The 14,171-nt window shown below is 67.8% G+C and carries 12 protein-coding genes; 11 read left to right on the top strand and 1 reads right to left on the bottom strand.

Annotated elements, in window-relative coordinates; translation table 11 throughout:
* Positions 1-39: 39 nt before the first annotated feature.
* The 4 genes from lpqB to secA all read left to right on the top strand — a co-directional run bounded on the left by lpqB (position 40) and on the right by secA (position 6,407).
* Entirely contained in the window at positions 40-1,782 is a 1,743-nt protein-coding gene (lpqB, locus tag ACQ5DX_RS16025) for an MtrAB system accessory lipoprotein LpqB (RefSeq protein WP_430335701.1), read from the top strand.
* Positions 1,783-1,792: 10 nt separating this feature from the next.
* Entirely contained in the window at positions 1,793-2,497 is a 705-nt protein-coding gene (locus tag ACQ5DX_RS16020; RefSeq protein WP_430333528.1) for a ComF family protein, read from the top strand.
* Positions 2,498-2,738: 241 nt separating this feature from the next.
* Positions 2,739-3,410, top strand: a complete 672-nt coding sequence (hpf, locus tag ACQ5DX_RS16015) for a ribosome hibernation-promoting factor, HPF/YfiA family (protein WP_430335700.1) — start codon at positions 2,739-2,741, stop codon at positions 3,408-3,410.
* A gap of 189 nt (positions 3,411-3,599) precedes the next feature.
* Positions 3,600-6,407 carry a preprotein translocase subunit SecA gene (gene secA / locus ACQ5DX_RS16010; protein ID WP_430333527.1) on the top strand — a complete coding sequence of 936 codons (2,808 nt, stop codon included), beginning with the start codon at positions 3,600-3,602 and terminating at the stop codon, positions 6,405-6,407.
* A gap of 9 nt (positions 6,408-6,416) precedes the next feature.
* On the opposite strand, the gene ACQ5DX_RS16005 is transcribed toward secA, so the two are convergent.
* Entirely contained in the window at positions 6,417-6,923 is a 507-nt protein-coding gene (locus tag ACQ5DX_RS16005; protein WP_430333526.1) for an Rv3235 family protein, read from the bottom strand.
* A 199-nt stretch (positions 6,924-7,122) separates the two neighbouring features.
* Here ACQ5DX_RS16005 and ACQ5DX_RS16000 point away from each other — a divergent pair, with 199 nt between their 5' ends.
* From ACQ5DX_RS16000 to ACQ5DX_RS15970, 7 genes are all read left to right on the top strand, one after another.
* Positions 7,123-7,566 carry an HAD-IA family hydrolase gene (locus ACQ5DX_RS16000; RefSeq protein ID WP_430333525.1) on the top strand — a complete coding sequence of 148 codons (444 nt, stop codon included), beginning with the start codon at positions 7,123-7,125 and terminating at the stop codon, positions 7,564-7,566.
* Positions 7,566-9,008 carry a WS/DGAT/MGAT family O-acyltransferase gene (locus ACQ5DX_RS15995; protein ID WP_430333524.1) on the top strand — a complete coding sequence of 481 codons (1,443 nt, stop codon included), beginning with the start codon at positions 7,566-7,568 and terminating at the stop codon, positions 9,006-9,008. The genes ACQ5DX_RS16000 and ACQ5DX_RS15995 overlap by 1 nt, the downstream gene beginning before the upstream one ends.
* Positions 9,009-9,050: 42 nt before the next feature.
* Positions 9,051-9,566, top strand: a complete 516-nt coding sequence (locus tag ACQ5DX_RS15990) for a DUF6912 family protein (protein WP_430333523.1) — start codon at positions 9,051-9,053, stop codon at positions 9,564-9,566.
* 103 nt (positions 9,567-9,669) lie between these two features.
* Complete coding sequence (locus ACQ5DX_RS15985) at positions 9,670-10,785, top strand: ferredoxin reductase (RefSeq protein WP_430333522.1); 1,116 nt, start codon at positions 9,670-9,672, stop codon at positions 10,783-10,785.
* A 147-nt stretch (positions 10,786-10,932) separates the two neighbouring features.
* Positions 10,933-12,189, top strand: a complete 1,257-nt coding sequence (locus ACQ5DX_RS15980) for a fatty acid desaturase family protein (protein WP_430333521.1) — start codon at positions 10,933-10,935, stop codon at positions 12,187-12,189.
* 70 nt (positions 12,190-12,259) lie between these two features.
* Entirely contained in the window at positions 12,260-13,498 is a 1,239-nt protein-coding gene (locus ACQ5DX_RS15975; RefSeq protein ID WP_430333520.1) for a fatty acid desaturase family protein, read from the top strand.
* A 186-nt stretch (positions 13,499-13,684) separates the two neighbouring features.
* Entirely contained in the window at positions 13,685-14,068 is a 384-nt protein-coding gene (locus ACQ5DX_RS15970) for a PLDc N-terminal domain-containing protein (protein WP_430333519.1), read from the top strand.
* Positions 14,069-14,171: the final 103 nt, after the last annotated feature.

The raw sequence follows: 14,171 nt of genomic DNA, 5'->3' as shown, positions 1-14,171 counted from the left end.
CCTTTGCGCCGGTCGCGCGCCCGTGTGAGAGCAGTCGCGATGTTGTCGTCGTTCACGTTCCTTGCCGTGGGCTGCGCGAACCTCCCGGATGCGTCGGCGCCGCAGGCGATCGGCACGGTGGCGCGCGCCCCGGCCAGCACCAGCGTCGAGGCACCGGCGCCGGGGCGTGAGCCGGATCTGCTGACGCGGGACTTCGTCAAGGCGAGCACCGACCCGGCCAACAGGCATCTCGCTGCCCGCCAGTACCTCACCAAGGACATGTCGGCCCGGTGGGACGACGCCGCGAGCGCCACGATCGTCGACAAGATCGACCTCATCACCGAGTCGCGCAATGCCAACAGTGCGGTGTACACCATCCGCGCGAACCGGGTGGGGCAGCTCGAGCCGGGCGGGCTGTACCAGGCCCAGGAGGGGCAGTTCGAGGCGAAGTTCAGTTGGGTGAAGGTCGACGGAGAGTGGCGCATCGACAACCTGCCGAACGGCGTGATCATGGATCGCCCGCAGTTCCTGAACTCGTACCAGCGCAAGTCGCTGTACTTCCTCGATCCGTCGGCTCAGACGGTGGTGCCGGATCCGCGGTGGATCTCGGCGAGCCAGGACCAGATGGTGACCCAGTTGATCGGGCTTCTGATCGACGGCCCGAAGCCGTCGCTCGGGGGAGCGGTGCGCAACGAACTCGGTTCCGGTGTCTCGGTGCTCGGACCGATCACGAAGGCGGACGGCCGGGCGTCCCAGGTCGGCGTCGGCCTCGGGGGCGTCAAGGTGGATTTCCAGGGACTCGGCCGGATGAACCCACAGTCGCGGGAACTCCTTGCCTCGCAAGTGATCTGGACGTTGGCGAACGCCGACATCTCGGGTCCCTACGTTCTGCTGGCCGACGGTCAGCCGCTCGACGAGCGCTACCCGAACGGGTGGAGCATCGCCGACGTCTCGTCGTTCAATCCGCTCGCGACGGCGGGCGCGTCGGTGGGCCTGCACGCGCTGCGTGACGGCGCGCTGGTCCGTGTCGGCGACGCCGGCGCCGCGCCCGTGCCGGGCTATTTCGGAGCGTCGGACAATCTCCGGTCGATCGCGCTGTCGCAGGACGGCTCACTGGCGGCTGCCGTGGCGGAAACTCGGCGGCCCGCTCCGGAGCCGCAGACGGCACTCGTCGTCGGCACGTACGACGGCAACGTGGCCACAGCCCTCGAAGCGCGGTCGATCACCCGACCCACGTGGGCCCTCGACGGGGCCACCGTGTGGTCGGTGGTGAACGATTCCACGGTGGTGCGGGTGGTCCGGGAGTCCGGCACCGGCAAGCTCGCCACGATGAACGTCGAGAGCGGGGCCATCACCGCGTTGGGCGGTCCGATCACCGATCTACGCCTGTCCCGCGACGGCGTGCGCGCCGCCCTGATCGTCGACGGCAAGGTCTACGTCGCCACCGTGATGCGGACGCCCGACGGGGGCTACTCGCTCACCAGTCCGCGGGCCATCGCGCACGGCCTCGGCGGGCGCGCGGTGGCGCTCGACTGGGGGACGGCCGACACCGTCGTCGTCGTCCGCGACGGTTCGGATGTTCCGGTCGTGCAGCTGGCGGTCGACGGGTCCCGGATGGATCCGCTGCCGAGCCGGAACCTCACGTCGCCGGTGACCGCGGTCGACGCCACGTCGACCACCGAGTACGTCGCCGATGCGCGCGCGGTGTTCCAGCTGAACAACAACGACCCGGCCGGTGATCGCTACTGGCGCGAGGTACCCGGCCTCACCGGTTCGCGGGCGACCCCGGTCGTGCCCGGCTGAGCGATCGATCTTGTCGGTGGCCGCGGGCACACTGGCCGGCGTGCGCGCCCTCCTCGACCTGGTCCTGCCCGCCGAGTGCGGGGGCTGCGGCAATCCCGGTTCGGGCTGGTGCGAGCGGTGTCGTCGCGCGCTGGCCGACGTTCCCGTGGCGGTGAGTCCGCGGGTGGACCCAGACGTCCCCGTGTGGGCGCTCGGGCCGTACTCGGGGCCGCGGCGGAGTGCGATCATCGCCGCGAAGGAGCGCGGTCGCAGGGATCTGGCCGACCCGATCGGGGTTGCCCTGGCCCGCGCGATCGCGACCCTGCGTCGGTGGGGCGAGCTGTCTCCGCCGGCGTCGGCGCCGCTGTGCCTCGTGCCGGCCCCGTCCCGTCCCCGCGCTGCCCGCGCGCGCGGCGGTGACCCGGTGCTGCGGGCCGCGCGCGCCGCGGCCCGCGTCGTGGGCGACGGCTGCCGGGTGCATCCGGTGCTGTCGACGCGTCGGGGTGTACGCGATTCCGTCGGGCTGTCTGCGGCGGAGCGGCAGGAGAATCTGGCGGGACGGATCCGGGTGTCGCCGTCGGGGCGCGCGGACCTGTGGGCGGCGGTGCGAGCTGGCGCCGAGGTGGTCCTGATCGACGACGTCGTCACGACCGGAGCCACGGCTGCGGAATCCGTCCGGGCGTGCGCGGCGGTCGGTGTGCGGGTCGCGGCCACGCTCGTCGTCGCAGCCGCGTGACGCCCGTCCGTCGCCGCATCCTGGGGATTCGGGCGATCGGGACAGATGTCTCACACGACACACCGGTGAATTACCGCTGAACGGTGGCACACCGGCCGGTTACGTACTAGCGTCGCGTTCACACCCGAAGTCACAGGTGGGAGGTGATATTTCACGTTCTGATGCCGGGTGGTTCCCCGCCCGGTCGAGATCGAACTCGCCGGTCTCACGAGGTGAGCCGGCCGTAAATCGGGAGGTACGAGTGACGACCCCTGCCAACGCCTCGGTTTTCGTTGAAGAGGACACCACAGAGGCTCCAGTTCCATCGGGCGCGAACAACGCCGAAATCGTCGTCAAAGGACGGAACGTGGAGGTTCCGGATCACTTCCGGGTCTACGTTTCCGAGAAGCTCGCACGACTCGAGCGCTTCGATCCCACCATCTACCACTTCGATGTGGAACTTCAGCACGAACGCAACCGCCGACAGGCCAAGAGTTGCCAGCGGGTCGAGATCACGGCCCGGGGCAAGGGACCTGTCGTCCGCGCCGAAGCGAGCGCGGACAGCTTCTATGCCGCTTTCGAATCCGTCACGGCCAAGCTGGAAAGCCGATTGCGTCGCACGAAGGATCGCCGCCGAGTCCACTACGGAGAGAAAACTCCCGTATCAGTCGCGAAGGCGACAGCTGCTCTTGCACAAGATGATTCGTTGGCAATCGGCCAAGAGATCCCCTTCGGCGGCGAGGCTCCGCCGGGCCCTGGGCAGATCGTCCGGACGAAGGTTCACTCGTCCGAGCCGATGACCGTCGACGACGCCCTGTACGAGATGGAACTGGTCGGACACGACTTCTATCTCTTCCACGACAAGGAGACCGATCGGCCCTCCGTCGTCTACCGTCGCCACGCGTTCGACTACGGATTGATTCGCCTGGCGTGACATTGCGGGCGGTCGGTCTACTCGCTCGACCGTGATTACGCATACCATGGGATCCGGCTGGGGTCGCCCGACCTCGGCCGGATTCCGTTTGTCACATATTGACGTTGGATTCCGCCACCTGGATTGAGGACGAAGAGGCCCGTGCCGTCACTGTCGCTATCGAAGCTGCTCCGTGTAGGTGAAGGTCGCATGGTCAAGCGACTCAAGCAGATCGCTGATCATGTTTCCTCCCTCTCTTCCGAGGTGGAGAAGCTGTCCGACGAGCAGCTGCGAGCCAAGACCGACGAATTCAAGAAGCGCTACGCCGACGGCGAGTCGCTCGACGAGATGCTGCCGGAGGCGTTCGCTGTCGCCCGTGAGGCGGCCAGCCGGGTGCTCAGCCAGCGGCACTTCGACGTCCAGCTGATGGGCGGGGCGGCACTGCACTTCGGCAACGTCGCCGAGATGAAGACCGGTGAGGGCAAGACCCTGACCTGTGTCCTTCCGGCGTATCTCAACGCGATCTCCGGTGACGGCGTGCACGTGGTCACCGTCAACGACTACCTCGCCAAGCGCGACTCGGAGTGGATGGGCCGTGTCCACCGCTTCCTCGGCCTCGAGGTCGACGTGATCCTGTCCGGCATGACGCCGGCGCAGCGGCGCAAGGCGTACGCCGCGGACATCACGTACGGAACGAACAATGAGTTCGGCTTCGACTACCTGCGCGACAACATGACGCACACCCTCGACGATCTGGTGCAGCGCGGTCACAACTTCGCCGTCGTCGACGAGGTCGACTCGATCCTCATCGACGAGGCCCGTACCCCGCTGATCATCTCGGGTCCGGCCGATGCGTCCAGCAAGTGGTACAGCGAGTTCGCCCGTATCTCGCCGCTGCTCAAGCGGGACGTCCACTACGAGGTGGACATCAAGAAGCGCACGATCGGCGTGCACGAGGCCGGCGTCGAGTTCGTCGAGGACCAGCTCGGCATCGACAACCTGTACGAGGCCGCGAACTCGCCGCTGGTGAGCTACCTCAACAACGCCATCAAGGCCAAGGAGCTCTACCAGCGAGACAAGGACTACATCGTCCGCGACGGCGAGGTCATCATCGTCGACGAGTTCACCGGACGCATCCTCGTCGGCCGCCGCTACAACGAGGGCATGCACCAGGCGATCGAGGCCAAGGAAAAGGTCGAGATCAAGGCCGAGAACCAGACCCTCGCGACCATCACGCTGCAGAACTACTTCCGTCTGTACGACAAGCTGTCGGGCATGACCGGTACGGCCGAGACCGAGGCCGCCGAGCTGCACCAGACGTACGGTCTGGGCGTCATCCCGATTCCGACGAACCGACCGCTGGTCCGCATCGACCAGGGCGACCTGATCTACAAGACCGAGGAGGCCAAGTTCGACGCCGTCGTCGACGACGTCGTCGAACGGCACGAGAAGGGTCAGCCGGTCCTGATCGGTACCACCAGCGTCGAGCGCTCGGAGTACCTGTCGAAGCAGTTCACCAAGCGCGGGGTCGCGCACAACGTCCTCAACGCGAAGTTCCACGAGCAGGAGGCGACGATCGTCGCCGAGGCCGGCCGCTCCGGTGCTGTCACCGTCGCGACCAACATGGCCGGTCGTGGCACCGACGTCGTGCTCGGTGGCAACCCCGACATCATCGCGGACATCGTGCTGCGCAAGCAGGGCCTCGACCCGGTGCACAACCCGGAGGAGTACGAGGCGGCCTGGGAGGGCGTCCTCGACAAGGTCAAGAGCGAGGTCAAGGCGGACGCGGAGAAGGTCCGAGATGCGGGCGGCCTGTACGTGCTCGGCACCGAGCGGCACGATTCCCGACGGATCGACAACCAGCTGCGAGGTCGCTCCGGCCGTCAGGGCGATCCGGGCGAGTCCCGGTTCTACCTGTCGCTCGGTGACGAGTTGATGCGGCGCTTCAACGGTGCCGCGCTCGAGACGATCATGACGCGCCTCAACCTGCCCGACGACGTCCCGATCGAAGCCAAGATGGTCTCGAAGGCGATCAAGAGCGCGCAGACGCAGGTCGAGCAGCAGAACTTCGAGATCCGCAAGAACGTCCTCAAGTACGACGAGGTGATGAACCAGCAGCGCACCGTCATCTACGACGAGCGTCGCCGCATCCTCGAGGGCGAGAACCTCGAGGGCCAGGTCGAGGCGATGATCACCGACGTGGTCACCGCGTACGTCAACGGCGCCACCGCGGAGGGCTACGTCGAGGACTGGGATCTCGAGCAGCTGTGGACGGCGCTGGGAACGCTGTACCCGGTCGGGATCGACCACCAGGAACTCGTCGGTGCCGCCGAGGCGGGCGATTCGGACCTCGATCGCGACGGCCTGCTCGATGCGTTGCTGCAGGACGCGCGTAACGCGTACGCCAAGCGTGAGCAGCAGATCAACGAGATCGCCGGTGAGGGTGGCATGCGCGAGCTCGAGCGCCGCGTGCTGCTGTCGGTGCTGGACCGCAAGTGGCGTGAGCACCTCTACGAGATGGACTACCTCAAGGAGGGCATCGGCCTGCGTGCGATGGCGCAGCGCGATCCGCTGGTCGAGTACCAGCGCGAGGGCTACGACATGTTCATCGCGATGCTCGACGGCCTCAAGGAAGAGTCGGTCGGCTTCCTGTTCAATCTGCAGGTCGAGGCCGGCACCCCGCAGGGCGGTGGGCCCGCGGTGAGTGTCACGGCGGCGTCCGCCGCCGCGACGGCGGCCGGTGGACCGGCGCTCGGCGAGCAGTCGGCGCAGCCGCTGCCGTCGGAGCAGGCCGCCGAGGAGCGTCCGCAGGCACCGGTGGCGCTCCGCGCCAAGGGCCTCGACGACGCCGCACCGAGCGGGCTCACGCTGTCGGGTCCCGCCGAGGACGGCACCGCGCGGGTGAGCAGCGTGGCGGGCGACGCCGACGCCCCGGACGGAACCCGCCGGGAGCGCCGGGAAGCGGCCCGGTCGGAGGCCAAGGGCAAGAGGGCACCCAAGTCCAAGCGCAGGCGCTGAGCGGAGAACCTAGGCGATCCGCAGTGACGTGATCGCCCAACCGGCCGGGTGTGTGCCGTTGCCACGTTCGATACGAGCGGCGACGGCGAACACCCGGCCGGCGCGGCTGTAGGTGCCGAACACCTCGGCGGCGTCGGGCCGCACGGGTCGCACCCGTACCCGCTCGAGCGTGGCCGTCCCCAGTCGGCTGCCGGCGGTGCCCGCACGGACCAGGGAATGCACGACGTCGATCACCGCAGGGGTGGCCACGTGGCGCAGTTGGGTCGGTGTGCGACGTCGATCCAGGACCTCGAGCGCCAGGCGCAGCGCCTGCTCGGCGAACAGGCGGGCATCGGTCGAGGCGACCTCGTCGGTGTGCGCGGATTGCCGCGGCGACCGGCCGCTGTGCGGGGACCGCCGCGCGGACCGCGTCGCCGAGATCGGGGCGGTGTGCCGCGGCGTCGACGCGGGTCGATCGCTGGTCGGCGGCTCGAATTGCGGTGCCGGGGAAAGAAACCGGTGCGCAGCGTTCATCATTTCACCTCTCCGGTACCGCGATCGCCGTGCGGCGGTACCCCTGTCGACGTGTGCTGCCGCGCGGCGGCAGCCGTTTCGGGTCGACTCCGTGGAGAGGACGGAATCTGGCGCACAGCATGGCATGCCCGACCCCGAAAAGCGAGAGGGTGCCTCGGTCGGTCGTCTCGCCATCGTGATCGGCGCGTCCTAGGGTGAGGGCGTGCGCGGATTGGTGCTGGACTTCGGCGGGGTGCTGGGTGGACCGGGTTCGGACCCGGGACTGATGGCCCGGGTCGTCGCGGACGCGCGCCGTCACGGGGTGCGGACGGCGATACTGAGCAACGATCCCGGTGGTCCCGCGGCGCAGGGCCTGCGGGATCTCGCGGGACCGTTCGTCGACGAGGTCGTGCTGTCGGGTGACGTGGGGATGGCGAAGCCGGATCCGCGGATATTCGCGCTTACCGCGGACCGCCTCGGGCTCGATCCGGCCGAGTGCGTCTTCGTCGACGATCTGGTGTCCAACGTGCACGCGGCCGTCGTGGCAGGAATGGTAGGCGTCCATCACGCCGACGCGTCGGCTGCGGTGGAAGAGATTGCGATCCTTCTCGATTCGGGCACGGACCGCGAATCGGGCGACGGTGATTCGGAGAGCAGGGGGCGTTGATGGCGAAGGCGACCAGACTGACGACGCAGGACGCGTCGTTCTACTTTCTCGATGCGAGCAACACACCGATGCACATGGGTTCGCTCGCGATCCTGCAGTTGCCCGAGTCCGGGCTCGATTTCGAGGCCGTGCTCCAGCTGATCGAGAGTCGGCTGCACCTGGTTCCGCGCTATCGCCAGAAGGTTCGCGAGGTCGCGTTCGGGCTGGCGCGGCCCGTGTGGGTCGACGACCCCGACTTCGACATCACCTATCACGTCCGGCGGTCTGCGATTCCGTCGCCGGGCACCGACGAGCAGTTGCACGATCTGGTGGCGCGGTTGACGTCCCGACCGCTCGACACGAGCCGGCCGCTGTGGGAGATGTACGTGGTCGAGGGTTTGGCGGACAACCGGTGCGCGGTGTTCGCCAAGTCCCATTCGGCGCTGGTCGACGGGGAACAAGCGCTCGAGATCAGTCAGGTGATCCTCGACGAGGACGCCACACCCGCGCCGGTGACCGACGACCTGTGGATGCCCGAACCGGCGCCGAGCGAGGCTGCCCTCGTCGCGGGGGCGTTGGCGCAGCTGGTGTCGCAGCCGCGGGAGAGTGTCCAGACGCTGCGAATGACCCTGGGGGACATGTCGTCGGTTGTCGACGAGGCAGCCGACGCGGTCGGCAAGCTCGCTGCGCTGGTTCGAACAGCCGCCCAGCCCGCCCCGTCGAGCCCACTCAATGCACCGATCTCCCGCAACCGGCGGTTCACGGTGGCGCGGACCGACCTCGAGCGCTACCGCAAGATCCGCGCCCGCTACGGCTGCTCGATCAACGACGTCGTCCTCACCGTGGTGTCGGGCGCGATGCGGACCTGGCTGCTGTCTCGCGGGGAACCCGTGTCGGAGGCGACGACCGTGCGGGCGCTGGTGCCGATGTCGATCTGCGAGGCCCAGCCGGGGACGAACGGTGCGAGCGTCGTCGACGTGTGCGGCGACGACGAGGTGAGTCACCCGCACGGACGGATGTCGTCGTTCCTGGTGGATCTGCCTGTGGGCGAGCCGAATCCAGTGGTGCGACTCTCGCACGTAGCGCACGCGACCGAGGCGTTCGCGAGGCAGAGCCGACAGGTGACGGCGCGGACGATGATCCGGTTGTCCGGGTTCGCGCCGGCATCGCTGCACGCGCGCGGCGCCCGGGTCGCGAGCAGCCTGTCGCAGCGCATGTTCAACGTGACGGTCACCAACGCGCCCGGGCCGCAGATCCCGCTGTACCTGGCCGGCATGCGGATGGTCGAGATGTACCCGGTGTCGCCGCTGCTGAAGAATCAGACGCTCAGCATCGCGCTGACGTCGTACGACGGGTACGTCCACTACGGTTTGAATGCGGATCGCGACGCGATGACCGACGTGGACGTCGTCGCCGCGGCGTTGTACGAGTCTCTCGAGGAGTTGGTGGATGCCAGTGGCTGAGTCGGTGTGCGCGTTGCGGGTACTGGTGGCCGGAGGTCGCGCGTGAGGGTCTACATTCCCGCGACCATCGCGATGCTGCGGCAGTTGGTCGACGAGCGTGAGCTGTCCCCGGTGAGCCGGACCGCCTTTGCGGTGACGCCGGCGCTGCGCGAGGCGTACCACTCCGGGGACGACGACGAACTCTCCGAGGTCGCGATGGCCGAGGCCGCGCGTGCATCGCTGCGGCTGATCGCTGCCGCCGTCCCCGAGGACGGGGGAGACGGTGCGGCGCCGCTCCACCGCCGCGCGGTGATCGCGGCGGACGTCGAGGACGTGAAGCTGCGTCCGGATCTCGACGACGCGGTGGTCCGACTCGGCGACGTCGTGCGGCTCGCGCAGGTGGCGTCCGTGCACGTCGACCTGGCCGAGGCCGAGCCCGACATCGAGAAGGCGGTCCGCGTGGTCGACGCCGCCGATCTCGGGGACGAGGACGCAGAGTTCGTGCTCGGGGACGCCGAAGATCACGAGCTCGCGTGGTACGCGACGCAGGAACTACCGTTCCTGCTCGAGCTGCTCTGACCCCGCCGTCGGATCCTTGTTCGAGCTCACGATCCGGCCGCAACTTACGCGACCGTAGACCATGCCCTACGCTGGCCGTACGCTCACGCGAGATGGAGGTCGGATGGGACTGAAGAGCTGGATCGAGGCGCCGGCGGCACGGGTCGCAGGGTCGAACCGATCCGTGGCGAACCTGGTGCGCGGTGCCGTCACCCGGTTGACGACGCCGCTGCTTCCCGACGACTACCTCCACCTGGTCAACCCGCTGTGGTCGGCGCGTGAACTTCGCGGGCGGATCGTCGAGGTCCGTCCCGAGACGGCCGACTCGGCGACGTTGGTGATCAAGCCGGGGTGGGGTTTCGACTTCGCCTACCAGCCGGGCCAGTACGTGGGCATCGGGATCCTCGTAGGGGGTCGGTGGCACTGGCGCTCGTACTCGCTCACGTCGGCCCCCGACGTCGGCGACAAGCTGATCTCCATCACGGTCAAGGCGATGCCCGAGGGTTTCCTCTCGAGTCACCTCGTCACCGGCGTGCCGTCGGGCACGATCGTGCGGCTCGCGGCCCCGACCGGCAACTTCGCGCTGCCCGAGCCGCCGCCGCGGAAGATGCTGTTCCTCACCGCCGGCAGCGGCATCACCCCGGTGATGTCGATGCTGCGGACGATGGACCGGCGCGGCGACCTGCCCGACATCGTGCACGTCCATTCCGCGCCCACCGAGGACGACGTGATGTTCGGCGACGAGCTCGCCCGTCTGGACGAGGCGCACGACTCGTTCCGGTGCCACGTCCGGCATACCCGTTCGGCGGGCAAGTTCGCGCTGTCGTCGCTCGACGAGGTGTGCCCCGACTGGCGAGAGCGTCAGACCTGGGCGTGTGGTCCGCTCGCGATGCTCGACGAGATCGAGAAGACGTGGGAGCGCGAGGGGATCGCTCCGCAGCTGCACCTGGAGCGGTTCGCGGTGTCGCGGGCCGACCTGTCCGGCGAGGGCGGCACCGTCAAGTTCGGCCGCTCCGGCAAGGAGATCCAGGCCGACGGCGCGACGACGCTGCTGGAGGCGGGCGAGAAGGCCGGCGTGCTGATGCCGTTCGGCTGCCGCATGGGCATCTGCCAGACCTGCGTGGTGCCGCTCGCGTCGGGCCACGCGGTGGATCTACGCAACGGCAATGAGCACTCCGTGGGCGAGCGCATCCAGACCTGCATCTCCGCGGCCGCGGGCGACTGCACGCTCGACGTGTGAATTTGCTGTGATCTCGGCAGCCGTCGACCCGGCGGTTGTCCGATTTCCCGTATCGTTGCACACGGTGCCCCGCGTCGTATTCCGACGTCGGCGGCCTGATCGGCATTCGACGCCGGTGATCTGAACTATCCAAACGGAGGACCCTCGGTGGCCATCACCGACATCAACGAGTTCGCCCACCTCACCGACGCCGACATCGAAGCCCTCGGGCGCGAGTTGGACGCGATCCGTCGCGACGTCGAGGAGTCCCGAGGCGTTCGCGACGCTCGGTACATCCGGGGAGTGATCCGCCTGCAGCGCTCCCTCGAGCTGGGTGCGCGCGCGACGCTGTTCGGCAGCCGTCGTCGCCCCGCGTGGGTGGTGGGTACGGCGATGCTCTCGCTGGCCAAGATCATCGAGAACATGGAGCTCGGGCACAACGTTACCCACGGCCAGTGGGACTGGATGAACGATCCGGAGATCCACTCCACCACGTGGGAGTGGGACATGACCGGTCCGTCCGAGCACTGGAAGCGCGCGCACAACTACTCGCATCACACCTACACCAACATCGTCGGCATGGACGACGACGTGGGATTCGGAATCCTGCGGATGACGCGCGACGAGAAGTGGCGCCCGATCAACCTGCTGCAGCCGATTGCGAACGTGATCCTGGCGGCCGGTTTCGAGTGGGGCATTGCGCTGCACGACCTCACGGCGCAGAAGCAGCTCGAGGGCGTCGATCGGTTCGCGCTGACGAGCGGGCCCAACCGACAGTTCGCGGTCAAGATCGTGCGCCAGGTCGGCAAGGACTTCGTGCTGTTCCCGGCGCTGACGGGCCGCGCGTGGAAGCACACGCTGGCCGCGAACGCGACGGCGAACCTGGTGCGCAACCTGTGGGCGTACGCGGTGATCTTCTGCGGGCACTTCCCGGACGGCGCGGAGAAGTTCACGATCGAGCAGTTCGAGACCGAGAACCGCGCGCAGTGGTACCTGCGGCAGATGCTCGGCAGCGCCAACATCGACGCCGGCCCGGTGATGGCGTTCATGACCGGCAACCTCAGCTACCAGATCGAGCACCACCTGTTCCCGGATCTGCCGTCGAACCGGTACGCCGAGATCGCGGTGCGGGTGCGGGAGCTGTGCGACAAGTACGACCTGCCCTACACCACCGGTCCGCTGAGTAAGCAGTACCTGCTGGCGCTGCGGACGATCCACAAGCTGGCGTTGCCGGACCGCTTCCTCAGGCGGACCTCCGACGACGCTCCGGAGACGTCGTCGGAACACAAGTTCCGGTTGAGCGGATCGCGGATCGCGGAGGCGCTGCGGATCGACGCCGAGACCGGCCGTCGGAGTGGCCTGATGTCGGCGTTGCGTGCGCACGCAGAAGCTCGGGTCGAAAGGCGCCGAAAGCGGCGAACGTAAGTTAAGGTGATCCGCATCACAGTCACGTGGTGTTAACCTACGGTCTCGTAACTTACGGTACGGTAGGTGCGTGGCGATTACGGACATCAAGGAGTATGCGCACCTGACGGATGCCGACGTCGAAGCGCTCGGGCGCGAGCTCGACGCGATCCGTCGGGACGTCGAGGAGTCGCGCGGCGAGCGCGACGCGCGCTACATCCGCAACACCATCCGACTGCAGCGCGGGCTCGAGATCGGCGGTCGCGCGGTGCTGTTCGGCAGTCGCAAGCGGCCGCTGTGGTGGCTCGGTACCGGCATGCTCGGTGTCTCGAAGATCATCGAGAACATGGAGCTCGGGCACAACGTGATGCACGGGCAGTGGGACTGGATGAACGATCCGGAAGTCCACTCGGCGAACTGGGAATGGGACAACGTCGATCCGTCGGCGCACTGGAAGCAGACCCACAACTACCTGCATCACAAGTACACGAACATCCTGGGCATGGACGACGACGTGGGATACGGGCTGCTGCGCGTCACCCGCGACCAGAAGTGGCGCCCGTTCAACTACGGCAATCTCGCATACAACGCCGTCCTGGCGCTGCTGTTCGAGTACGGCATCGCGATCCAGCTGCTCGAGCTGGGCAGGGTGGCGGCCGGGCGCGACGACCGCGAGTACACCAAGCGGAACGCCAAGGAAGTCGGCCGCAAGATCGCGAAGCAGACGCTCAAGGATTACGTCGTCTACCCGGCCCTGACCGGTAAGGCGTGGAAGACCACGCTCACCGCGAACCTGACGGCCGGTGTCATCCGAAACCTGTGGACCAACGCGGTCATCTTCTGTGGCCACTTCCCTGACGGGGCCGAGAAGTTCACCAAGGCGGACGTCGACAAGGAGACGCACGCCGAGTGGTATCTGCGACAGATGCTCGGTAGCGCGAACATCACCGGTGGCCCCGTCATGGACTTCATGACCGGCAACCTCAGCTACCAGATCGAGCACCACATCTACCCGGATCTGCCGTCCAACCGGTACGCCGAGATCGCGGTCAAGGTGCGGGTGCTGTGCGAGAAGTACGACCTGCCGTACACCACCGGCCCGCTGCCGGTGCAGTACGCCAAGGCGTGGCGCACCATCGCCAAGCTGTCGCTGCCGAACAAGTACCTCAAGGACACCTCCGATGACGCCCCCGAGACGGCGTCGGAGCGCAAGTTCGGTGGCAACACCGGCGCGACGATCGATCCGGCGACGGGTCGCCGCAGCGGCCTGCTGTCGGCGATCAAGGCGTCGAAGAAGCGTCGCGGCCTGCGCGCGCTGGTGTCGCGCTAGATCGATCGGAGCCCGGGTTCCCGGTGAGACGCATGCCGATTCGGTGTGCCTCTTGCCGGGGCCCGGGTTGTTCCGTCCGATGCGGCCGGACGGCGATTGCCCCGGTTCTGTGTACCCGCCGGGCGCGGAGGTGGGACAGTGGACGGACGGAGTCTGGTCGAGATCGTCTGGTGAACGGAGCGAACGATGGACTCGTTCTGGGATTTCTTCTGGCTCGTCTTCGCGTGCTTCGCGTTCGCGGCCTACATCATGGTGCTGTTCTCGATCCTCGCCGACCTGTTCCGAGACCACCGGACACCCGGTTGGGGCAAGGCGGTCTGGGTCTTCTTCCTGTTCGTCCTTCCGGTCATCGGCGAGGTCGTGTACCTGATCGCCCGGGGCCGCGGCATGGTGGATCGGGCCGCGGCCGCGGACCGGCACTTCCGGCAGGCCGAGGACGAGTACATCCGCGGGGCGGCCGGCAGGTCGTCGGAGCGGGACCTCGCGACGGCGAAGTCGCTGCTCGACTCGGGAGCGATCACCGACGAGGAGTATCGAGTCCTCGAGGCACGCGCCCGCCGCGTGGGTTGAGAGCGCATCCGATCCGAACAGGTTGTCCGTTGGAAGGGACACCGTATTGACCCCACGGTGGCCCTCCCCGAATCGTGGTGCCCGTCACACTGGATCGAGTGAA

Source organism: Rhodococcus sp. ACT016 (assembly GCF_050477185.1).
In the GTDB taxonomy this organism is placed as follows: Bacteria; Actinomycetota; Actinomycetes; order Mycobacteriales; family Mycobacteriaceae; genus Prescottella.
The sequence above is the reverse complement of the archived record's forward strand: the minus strand, read 5'-3'. Positions and strand labels throughout refer to the sequence as shown.